10 protein-coding genes and 1 pseudogene are annotated in these 9,823 nt (G+C 35.5%); 5 read left to right on the top strand and 6 right to left on the bottom strand.

Translation table 11 applies throughout. From position 1 onward, the window contains the following. Nucleotides 1-189: 189 nt before the first annotated feature. From LACDD01_RS12610 to LACDD01_RS12605, 4 genes are all read right to left on the bottom strand, one after another. On the bottom strand, nt 190-996 hold the full coding sequence (locus LACDD01_RS12610; protein ID WP_061413079.1) for a PTS transporter subunit EIIC: 807 nt from the start codon (nt 994-996) through the stop codon (nt 190-192). Nucleotides 997-1,292: 296 nt separating this feature from the next. Further along, entirely contained in the window at nt 1,293-2,438 is a 1,146-nt protein-coding gene (locus LACDD01_RS02260) for a GGDEF domain-containing protein (protein ID WP_061413078.1), read from the bottom strand. Between the two features lie 12 nt (nt 2,439-2,450). Continuing rightward, nucleotides 2,451-3,158 (bottom strand): EAL domain-containing protein, encoded by a 708-nt coding sequence (locus tag LACDD01_RS02255; protein WP_082779257.1) that lies wholly within the window; start codon nt 3,156-3,158, stop codon nt 2,451-2,453. 66 nt (nt 3,159-3,224) lie between these two features. Continuing rightward, nucleotides 3,225-3,593 carry an ArsC/Spx/MgsR family protein gene (locus LACDD01_RS12605; RefSeq protein WP_369814482.1) on the bottom strand — a complete coding sequence of 123 codons (369 nt, stop codon included), beginning with the start codon at nt 3,591-3,593 and terminating at the stop codon, nt 3,225-3,227. Between the two features lie 199 nt (nt 3,594-3,792). Here LACDD01_RS12605 and LACDD01_RS02245 point away from each other — a divergent pair, with 199 nt between their 5' ends. Both LACDD01_RS02245 and LACDD01_RS12220 read left to right on the top strand, forming a co-directional pair. After that, nucleotides 3,793-4,443 carry an Rgg/GadR/MutR family transcriptional regulator gene (locus LACDD01_RS02245; RefSeq protein WP_231863346.1) on the top strand — a complete coding sequence of 217 codons (651 nt, stop codon included), beginning with the start codon at nt 3,793-3,795 and terminating at the stop codon, nt 4,441-4,443. After that, complete coding sequence (locus tag LACDD01_RS12220; RefSeq protein ID WP_231863345.1) at nt 4,434-4,607, top strand: hypothetical protein; 174 nt, start codon at nt 4,434-4,436, stop codon at nt 4,605-4,607. Before LACDD01_RS02245 ends, LACDD01_RS12220 begins: the two co-directional genes overlap by 10 nt. An 86-nt stretch (nt 4,608-4,693) precedes the next feature. On the opposite strand, the gene LACDD01_RS02240 is transcribed toward LACDD01_RS12220, so the two are convergent. Next, nucleotides 4,694-5,179, bottom strand: a complete 486-nt coding sequence (locus tag LACDD01_RS02240; RefSeq protein ID WP_061413075.1) for a TspO/MBR family protein — start codon at nt 5,177-5,179, stop codon at nt 4,694-4,696. A 283-nt stretch (nt 5,180-5,462) separates the two neighbouring features. On the opposite strand from LACDD01_RS02240, the pseudogene LACDD01_RS02235 reads away from it, so the two are divergent. Further along, a pseudogene (locus LACDD01_RS02235) lies at nt 5,463-6,944 on the top strand (glycosyl hydrolase family 18 protein). Between the two features lie 31 nt (nt 6,945-6,975). Then, on the top strand, nt 6,976-7,638 hold the full coding sequence (locus tag LACDD01_RS02230; protein WP_061413074.1) for a lytic polysaccharide monooxygenase auxiliary activity family 9 protein: 663 nt from the start codon (nt 6,976-6,978) through the stop codon (nt 7,636-7,638). Between the two features lie 34 nt (nt 7,639-7,672). Here LACDD01_RS02230 and LACDD01_RS02225 read toward each other — a convergent pair whose 3' ends face one another. Beyond that, nucleotides 7,673-8,401, bottom strand: a complete 729-nt coding sequence (locus LACDD01_RS02225; RefSeq protein ID WP_061413073.1) for an alpha/beta hydrolase — start codon at nt 8,399-8,401, stop codon at nt 7,673-7,675. A gap of 363 nt (nt 8,402-8,764) precedes the next feature. Between LACDD01_RS02225 and LACDD01_RS02220 the strand changes: the two genes are divergently transcribed. Beyond that, on the top strand, nt 8,765-9,823 hold a 1,059-nt coding region (locus LACDD01_RS02220), incomplete at its 3' end, for an S-layer homology domain-containing protein (protein ID WP_061413072.1).

The raw sequence follows: 9,823 nt of genomic DNA, 5'->3' as shown, positions 1-9,823 counted from the left end.
GTTACTCCAAGAAGCTTGCGATGATATGAAGATGCAAGGGATTCATAGGGTCTATCTTGTCACTGACCATACTCATCTTTATGAACGCTACGGTTGGGAATTTATTGGCTTTGTTCAAGCGGAAGATGAAGACGAGGTGTTACGGATGTATTCTTACCAAATCTAAAAAAACTCCTAAATAGGAGTTTTTTATTTTTCTTGTGGTCTTTCATATTTTAGTCCCATCGCATTGATTGAGACAATTACTGTTGAGATACTCATCAATACTGCAGCAGCCAATGGATCAATAGAGATACCAAAGGTTGGGTAAAGAATGCCGGCAGCAACAGGAATAGCAATGATATTATAACCCGCTCCAAACCAAAGGTTTTGTTTCATCTTACGATTAGAGCGTTTAGCTATCTCAATCAGTGCTAAAACATCACTCGGATGTGAGTTGACCAGGACAACATCTGCTGTATTGATAGCGACAGATGTTCCGCCTCCAATCGCAATGCCGAGATTACTTGTAGCAAGCGCAGGTGAGTCATTGACACCGTCACCAATAAAGAAAGACAAGGCCATCGGCAGTTTCGTATTACTGAACTTATTATAAACTGCTGCTGCGATTAGACCAGCTAAAATCCCTATAAAAACGTTCCCGTTGTTAATCTTAGTGAATGCAGTATTCACTTTTTCGACATCAATTCTTTGCAAGAGAGCCACAGAATCAGGATTGAGTAAAGTCATAGGCACAAGGAAAGATACTACGCCAGCCAGTGCTGCGGAGCCATCTTTGTCCTTGGACATTCCAAAGGCCAGTCCAACAGCAAAGAGTAATCCTAAGTTATTCAGAATTGTTTGCCCGGCTTGAATCATAAAGGCTGCCAATACATTATTGGCGCCCCAGCCTGTAGGATCAATCCAATATCCAATCCCCGTAAATAAAGCTGCAACAGGTAAAGTTGCAACCGGAAGCATGAGCGATCGGCCCATCTTCTGCATGTATTCTTTCATAAATCCTCCAAGAATAGAAAAATTAAATAATTTACCAAAAATGGCACGTACACAAACCTCTACTTTTAAGCACCAATATCAATACTTCTTATTTCACAAAAAGTAAGATTTAACTTTGGTTGACATATAAAAAGGCCATTGCCAATGCTTACACAATCGCCTTGTTTCGTTAAATCTTCGACCAGTTAAAATTTATGATATTTTTCACTTAATATGAGTAAATTTATTTGTACAATATTATTTTAACATCTTCTTGGTGATTTTGGTGAGTATAGGTGTAGGGGATGTATTACTTGTCAATATACGACCTGATTTTTACCTTTAGACTTTGCAATATAAAGTTTCTTATCAACATCATTGATAATTTCTTGCTGCTCTTGTGCGCCAACTACTTCAACTGCTCCTACAGATATTGAAGCCTTGAAGCTATTTTTTTCATACTCGAAATCATAAGTTGAGACCATATCAACAATGTCTTCCATAATCTCCTTGACTTCTTCTTCTAGATTATTTCTAAATATGATGAAAAACTCATCTCCTCCATAACGGAATAACTGACCAGATGTATTTTCTTTTTTTAACTTAATCCTAACAAGTTCACAAATCTCTTTTAATGTATGATCACCAGCAGCATGACCATAAGTATCATTTATATGCTTAAAGGCGTCCACATCAAAAAGTACTACAGTAAAAACTGACATATACTGACTTTCAATGATTTCTTGTAAAGTTCCCTCAAATTTTCTCCTATTATAAGTATTCGTAAGAGTATCCATGTAGGAGTACTTCCTCAATTCAGAATATTCTTGAACGATCAACTTTAAAATAGCTAATACTTTTTCAGCAATAAATAGCATAATGCATATTTTTAAAAATATACCTACAGAATAACCTAAACTAAATTGAAATCTGGAACTAGATATGAGCATGACAGATAGAGTGATGGGAAAGCTCGCGAATAAATAGAAGTAACTTTTTTTTGTTACAAGCAATCGGTACTTGGAAATGATGTATAAACTCGTCCAAAATAAAAAGAGTGCCAATAAGACAAGCACAGTTGAGCGTATGTCAAATCCATAAGTGTAAGTATACAAGGCATAAAAGAGTAAAAATAACGGTATGACTGCATATTCTACGTATTTATAGTAGGATACAATAAAGTAATCGATAGCCACAACAACAAAAATTAATGAAGTATCACTTAGTAGGCCGCCTTCTGGTGAGTTTTTATCGATTTGGGTAAATAATAATTTTAAAACAATAATTAGAAATGTGAAATTCGTGGAATATAAAATATAGGTAAAAAAACTATTCTTATTTAATTTATAGTGGCGAATTAAATATTTAAAAATATAAATCATTCCTAAAATTCCAGGAATTAAAAACATTTTTACAATAAAATTACTCCCAAATATATCTTGAATATCATTGACATAAATCATAAACTAGTCCTCTCAATAAAACTGATGTGGAATACTGTAATAGTAACTTTGCTGTTTCCACTCTTGAGGAAAAGTTTTCAGAAGCGCTTCTTCTTCCACGCCTTCAATAACTATTTCTTTATCAAATGATGTGATAATCGAATCTATTGCTAATAAATAGTTGGAAAGTTGTTCTGATTCAAGAATATTTTTAAACTCCAAGGTTGATAATTTTATGCGTGATATGTAGGGATGCAAGTCAATTAAGCTCCTAAATGAATTAACACCCAATAAAAAGTCATCTAAGGCAATATCATAGCCCATCTGCTTGATTGATTTTATTATCTCACGTGGAACAATTTCTGAATAGTGGTTATTTCTATAAAGAGGAATCCGTTCTGTCAGCTCTATTTTCAGCTTTTCTTTATAATTGAAACTTTCAAGAAATGCAATCGTTTCAGAATAATACAATTCTTGATAGTCAATATTTAAAGAGTAGATCGTCTTCTCTTTTTTCAATAAATCATTCAAAATTTTACTGATTTTTTCTATATAGAGCATATGTAATTCTCGATCTGACATTAATTCAGCAAAGAGTTGTTCTGGAAACACATATTTCCCTGAAACTTCTTCCCTCAATAGCAGCTCGTATTCTTCTTGGATTGAACCATTCATATTACATATTTTTTGTCTAAAAAAGCATAAGTTATTGATACTTTTTCTTGCCTTATTGTTTGTCATTTTCTTTTATTATTCCAATTTTATCTTAAAGTGGCTGATACATTCTCAGGTTTACTGACACTTTTCTTAATGATACCTTCTGTACTTTTGCGGAAGATATTTCCTGATTTCTTCACTGTTATATCCAACTAAAAGCTTATTATCATCTAAAACAATCGGTGTTTGAAGGAGGTTTGTATTATGTTTTAAATACTCAAGTCCTTCATTAAATGACAATTTATATAAATGAAGTATACCTTTTCTTATCTCAGATTTACTTCGCGTTGGGTGTTTAACAATATCTTCTAAACCTTTATCTGTCATTGATAATGTCTTTACTATATCTTCTTTTGAAATTTTTGCAATAGGAGCTTTGCTTATTGTTATGCTGTGATCTTTAAACCACTTAAGTGTTTGACGCGAAGAATTACAGCCCCTTTTATAATATACTTGTATGATGTCTTTATCCTCTAATTCTATCTTTAAGAATTTTTATTCTATTTGTTTTGTTAGAAGTGATTTAAATCACTAATAGATTATAACGATAAATGACGTTCAAATTTTTTATATCCGGTATTTCGGATTAATAAATCCATATTTTCTAATTTTATATTATAATAAAGTTTGATATTAAATTTTAGTAGGAGTAATTTATATGGTCTATCAAAAATATGGGATAGCTTTTAAAAATATGAGAAAACAAAATAAATTTACTTTAGCTGATTTTTCCGAAGTAGGTTTAGCAAGTTCGACCTTGTCTGATTTCGAACGTGGTTTGACCATGATTAGTTTGGAAAAAATTGATTTAGCCTTACAACTCATGGGCTGTAGTTTATCTGATTTTGATAGCCATTTAAATTTCTACTCTCCTACTGATCCCATATATATATTGCAAGAATTAGAAAGAGCAATCCTATTCAATGATTCCCCAAAATTGAAAGACCTTTACATTACTTGTAAACAAACAAAGCAAAGAAATCTTTGCCTAACCATAAAATTCATACTGAAAAAGGGAACTTTAGAAGAAAAAAATGAAATTGTCAATTTCTTATACGAAACCAAAGCATTTGGTATAAAAGAACTTTCTATTTTTTACATCATCATGCACCAACTGGCGCCTCAAGATATTTTAAACATTATGAAGAGGTTAAAACAATATGGAAAAGGGATGTCTAATTCTGAAATTTATCACCGTCATCTGTCTCACGTGATACTAGAAGTTATTACTGTCCTTTCAAATTACGGACTTAAAGACGAAGCTTACTATTTTATAAAAAGAGTTGAAGAGCTCAATCTATGCTCTTAAGAAATTTATTTATGGCGGTAAAAGGGTTGTGGGTATATAATTTTGAAAATAAACTTGAAGGAAAAGAACAGATAAAAAAAGCGATGGAAATACTGTTGCTTGCTGCTCAACTTGAGGTCGCTCAATTTCACCAAGAAAGGTTTAAAATGTTAGTTGACCTATGAAGAATAGAATTTTCTACTCTGTATATGAATTTCAAATAAAAAGAAACGAGTATCAAATCCCGTTTCTTTTTTTATTTTATCGCTATCTAATTCAAAACAGCGACAGCAAAACTCAAATAAGTCGCAAAGAGTATCCAGACAAAGTATGGCAAGAGTAGGATTCCTGACCATTGGTTGATTTTGAAAAATTTCTTAATACAAAGATAGACCACAATATCAAGAACAAGGATAACAAGTACTCCAAACCAGAAATAACCCTTGAAAAAGATAATGCTCCAGATAAAGTTGAGGAATAACTGGGTGACATAAAGCAAGAGAGCTGGCTGGGCTTCACTCTTTCTTAATTTTAAATTTTGAAAAACTATAAAACCTGCTACAGCAATCAAGGCATAGAGAATTGGCCAAACAATACCAAACAGATAATCTGGTGGCGCCAATGGCGGAAGTTGTAAGTTGTTATAAATTGATTTGATATCACCAGCTAATATTCCTGATAAACTCCCAATTGCTTCTACCACAATGATAAACAACCCAACAAGTAATATCGGTTTTAGTTTACTAGAATGTTTCATAATGCTCCTCCTCTTTTTCTAAGTTATCCGTTTTCTTTAGTATTTTCTTAATTTTAACATATCCCCTATTTTAAAGGCAGTTATTCGATTGTAAATTTTGCCCATGTTGGGTTGCCTAGAAAGCTTTGTCTATACTCTTTGATAAAGATTTTACTTTGGCTTTACCCTATTTTTATTTTTTAAAATTCCCTTTTTAATTGAATCGAAAATTAAAAATTGTTATAATAATTATAGCGCTTACATGATTAGTCCGGACATAGTCTTACCACCAACAGGAGGAACTATGGTCAAAAATGGAAACACACGTCACATAAAAATAGCTATAGCGACATTAGCCTTGGCTACACTTGGTTTTACAGGCGCGCATGCTCAAGCAGATGCTGCCGATGAAATGGTCAATCCCACCGATAAGGTTTTAGTCGGTTATTGGCACAATTGGAAATCAACAGGTAAAGATGGTTATAAATACGGAACCTCTGCTGATTTTGACCTTTCACAGACACAAGACGGATACAATGTTATTAACGTATCTTTCATGAAAACACCTCAAGGAAGTACTCTTCCCACATTTAAACCTTATAATAAGACCGATGCTGAATTCAGAGCTGAGGTTGCAAAACTCAACGCAGAAGGCAAATCTGTATTAATTGCATTAGGAGGTGCAGACGCTCATATCGCACTTACTAAAGCGCAAGAGGATGACTTTGTGAATGAGGTTATCCGTCTTGTAGATACTTATGGCTTTGACGGCTTGGATATTGATTTAGAGCAATCTGCCATTGATGCAGCTGACAATAATATTGTCATGCCATCAGCTTTACGGAAAGTCAAAGCTCATTATCGTCAACAAGGTAAGAACTTTATGATTACGATGGCCCCAGAATTTCCTTATCTTACAACTACAGGGAAGTATGCGCCTTATATCAATGGTTTATAAGGTGATTACGATTATATTAATCCTCAGTATTACAATCAAGGCGGTGATGGTTTTTGGGATTCTGACTTAAACATGTGGATTTCCCAATCTAACGATGAGCAAAAAGAAGCTTTCCTCTATGGTTTGACACATCGCCTTGTCACAGGAACTGATAATTTCATCAAAATTCCAGCAGACAAGTTTGTGATTGGCTTGCCTGCAAATGAGGATGCGGCAGCAACAGGTTACGTTAAAAATCCTAAAGATGTCGAAAATGCCTTAAAACGCCTAAAAGCTTCTGGAAATGAAATCAAAGGCTTAATGACCTGGTCCGTCAATTGGGATGCAGGTAAGAGCGCGACAGGCTTAAATTACAACAATTCCTTCGTCAACACCTATGCACCTATGCTTTTTGGAGATGCTGGAGGCGGAAATGAAACAAAACCAACACTTCCAATAATCACCGTTTCTGATCTTACAGAAACCAGTGCTACAATTCAAACAAAATCAACAGATACATCTGGGATAGCCAATTACGAGATTAAAGTTGGGGGAAAAACTTATACAAGTAAAGATGGATTACAAGCTATCTCAGGTCTTAAAGCGGCAACAACTTATACCGTTGAAGTTGTCGCAATCAATAATGCTGGCATTCGTTCTGACAGTGCAAGTACGACTTTTAGCACTACAGGTGGCACAGTAACTCCTGAAAATACATGGAGCAAGGATAAAGAATATTGGACGGGTGACCGCGTCTACTACAATGGAAAAGAATATGAAGCAAAATGGTGGACCAAGGGTGACCAACCTGACTTGTCAGGCCCTTACGGACCTTGGAAAGAAATATGATATGCTTTAACAAGCAGAAAGGAGCAAAGTTATGAAAAAAATGTTTATTGGGTTTTTAATCACTTTAGGAGTATTGGGTGCTTCATTGGCTTTCAATACTAAAATGGTCTTAGCTCACGGTTACGTTGAGAGTCCTCCAGCACGTGGTTATCAAGGAAAGCTTGATTATGAAAAATATGGCTGGACAACAGCTTATAATCTCTATGGAAATGTCATCACAAATCCTCAATCACTTGAAGCTCCCAAAGGTTTCCCTGAAAGCGGACCTGTAGATGGACGCATCGCTTCAGCTAATGGTGGTCTAGGACAAATCGCTGACTTTGTCCTTGATAATCAAACAAGCGACCGTTGGAAAAAAACAACAATAAACACTGGTGTAAATCAGTTCACGTGGAAATATACAGCACCACACAAAACAACCAAATGGCACTATTACATGACCAAAACTGGTTGGGATCAAAATGCGCCACTCAAACGTTCAGAGTTAGAGCTCATTGGTACTGTCAATCATGATGGCTCTAATGCTTCTAACAACTTGACACACTCTATCACTGTCCCAAGTAATCGCTCAGGTTACCATATTATCCTCGCTGTTTGGGATGTTGCTGATACACCAAATGCTTTCTACAATGTTATCGATGTCAATGTCCAAAATAATAATATGCTCTTCGGACCATTTGCTGCGGTTGAATAAACAAAAAGAAAAGAACTCTTATCAAAGAGTTCTTTTACTTTTCGGAAGTTTTGAGCCACTTGATGAGTTCTGCCGCAATTTCTTCTTGTTGTTTTTCATTTGAGATGTCTGCTTGGTTGTCGCCTTTTTGGGCACCATAGCTACCAAAACCGGCATGATTACCGCCCTCCAATGCTACATTTATCGTTTGTTGTGGCAGATAGGTTTTGGCCTTATCATATGAAGACTGGTTAAGCACGCCATCTTTCGTGCCTACGATAGATAAAACTTTCCCCTTGAAATCTTTCAAGCTTCCTTTTTGATCAGGATAACTTGCAAGGAAAAAGACACCTTCTAAAGCTGAATTATCTTGATGACCTGCTGCAAAGCGACTGGCCATAACTCCACCTAGAGAATGACCGCCAACGATATATTGGGAGAGATGTTCATCCTTGATTACTTTCTCAGCCAGATTGGGATTAAAAATGGCAAGATTCAGAGGCTCTTTGAGAAGGTAAACAGAATATCCAGCTTCTGCTACTTTACCGGCCCAAATACTATAGCTTACATTGTCCACCAAAGCGCCTTGATAAAAGATGATACTGGGTTTATCTGGATTGCCTTTAAAGACCAAAGCATTATCTGCCTTTTCGGCTTGGCTTGCAATGTTTGACGCTTGAGGAGTTGGATGATAGGTACTGGACTTGATGTAGATAAATGCTGCGGCCAGAAGGACGAGTAAAATACTTACGACCCAGAGGACTATTTTTTTGAATTTTTTCATTGAGTTTTTCCTTTTTAAAATATTTTTATTCAAACTAAAAGCCCTCAAAGAAAGGACTTCTAAACATTATTTAAAATTGCATTGGGGAAAAATAAATTAAAATATATAGTTTATCGAAAGCCATTATTGTAAGTGAAGACAGATGCCTCATGACTCTCGATTTCTGTTTATTTACTTTGCCATCAATTCCATTCTTATTCTATCATTCTTATGAAGAGAATGCTTTAATTCTGCTTACAATATTTATTTTAATTCAAAATTCCTTAAAAAAAACTAAATCATATGTTATGATTATAATATGCTAAAAAAGCAAACAAATAATGATTATAAGAGACATGGTAAATAAGGAGGAGATATTTTATAGTGAAAAAATATCAAAAGGTTTTAATGCTGAGCGCAGTTTTTCTGTCGTCGACGCAAGGAATAATGGTAAGTGCGAGTGAACTCACAGCCGTAAACAAGGAAAAAAATGAGCCAATAGCTTCAAGCATCGAGGAAAGTAGCACTTCAACTTCTGCAAGTACTTCTGAAACTTCAACTGAAAACAAAAGCACTGAAAGTAGTGTGTTAGATAAAAGCAGCTCAAGCTCAAGTAATGAAGTAACGATAAAGGAACAAGATACAAGTGCTGAAACGGCGGAAGTAGCAAGTACGACCGAGCATCCTGTGGTACAAGCTCGAAGTGCTGTAACTTATCAGCAACCTCTTAATAGTGGTACACTACCAAAGGTGCCAGTAAGCTTAGAAAAATTACCTATCAAGCATTCAGGCAATCCTTTTAAAGACGTTTCACAATCTTTATATAAAAATTACATTAGCTGGATCTATAGTCGAGGAATTACCACAGGTTATACACCAACGACATATAATCCAGATGGTTACGTGACACGTGGTGAAATGGCTGTCTTTCTTCATCGTCTCGCGGGAACTCCAAGTTATAAAGCACCTTTCAATGTCTATACAGATGTCAACCAGTATAAAAACCAGATTCTCTGGCTGACAGCGACAACTGTATCCAACGGAACTGCGCCCCACTACAATCCGAACGGTAACGTGACGCGAGGGCAAATGGCTGCCTTTCTACATAGAATGGCAAAAGTTTCAGGAAATGCTCCTACCTCAGGAAAATATAACACGAAGTTCGTAGATTCCAAAAATCATATGTTTGCCAATGACATTGGCTGGTTGAGTTCAAAAGGTATCACTACGGGTTATACACCAACAACTTTTAGACCTGATGCATATGTGACACGTGGTGAGATGGCAGCTTTCCTCCAACGTTTCTATAATGTTACTTCCCAGACAAATAAACAAAATCCCTATCCTGCAGGCCAATGTACAGCTTATGTTTGGGACTATTTCAACGGAAATATTCCTCTCTATGTCGGCAATGCAAAAGAGTGGACTAAATACGCTAACAGT

Source organism: Lactococcus sp. DD01, assembly GCF_001578715.1.
In the GTDB taxonomy this organism is placed as follows: domain Bacteria; phylum Bacillota; class Bacilli; order Lactobacillales; family Streptococcaceae; genus Lactococcus; species Lactococcus petauri.
The sequence above is the reverse complement of the archived record's forward strand: the minus strand, read 5'-3'. Positions and strand labels throughout refer to the sequence as shown.

Excerpts from the sequence above, each read along its gene's own strand:
- LACDD01_RS12610 (WP_061413079.1), bottom strand. The coding sequence starts at position 996 with ATGAAAGAATACATGCAGAAGATGGGCCGATCGCTCATGCTTCCGGTT.
- LACDD01_RS02260 (WP_061413078.1), bottom strand. The coding sequence starts at position 2,438 with ATGATTTATGTCAATGATATTCAAGATATATTTGGGAGTAATTTTATT.
- LACDD01_RS02255 (WP_082779257.1), bottom strand. The coding sequence starts at position 3,158 with ATGACAAACAATAAGGCAAGAAAAAGTATCAATAACTTATGCTTTTTT.
- LACDD01_RS02245 (WP_231863346.1), top strand. The coding sequence starts at position 3,793 with ATGGTCTATCAAAAATATGGGATAGCTTTTAAAAATATGAGAAAACAA.
- LACDD01_RS12220 (WP_231863345.1), top strand. The coding sequence starts at position 4,434 with ATGCTCTTAAGAAATTTATTTATGGCGGTAAAAGGGTTGTGGGTATAT.
- LACDD01_RS02240 (WP_061413075.1), bottom strand. The coding sequence starts at position 5,179 with ATGAAACATTCTAGTAAACTAAAACCGATATTACTTGTTGGGTTGTTT.
- LACDD01_RS02230 (WP_061413074.1), top strand. The coding sequence starts at position 6,976 with ATGAAAAAAATGTTTATTGGGTTTTTAATCACTTTAGGAGTATTGGGT.
- LACDD01_RS02225 (WP_061413073.1), bottom strand. The coding sequence starts at position 8,401 with ATGAAAAAATTCAAAAAAATAGTCCTCTGGGTCGTAAGTATTTTACTC.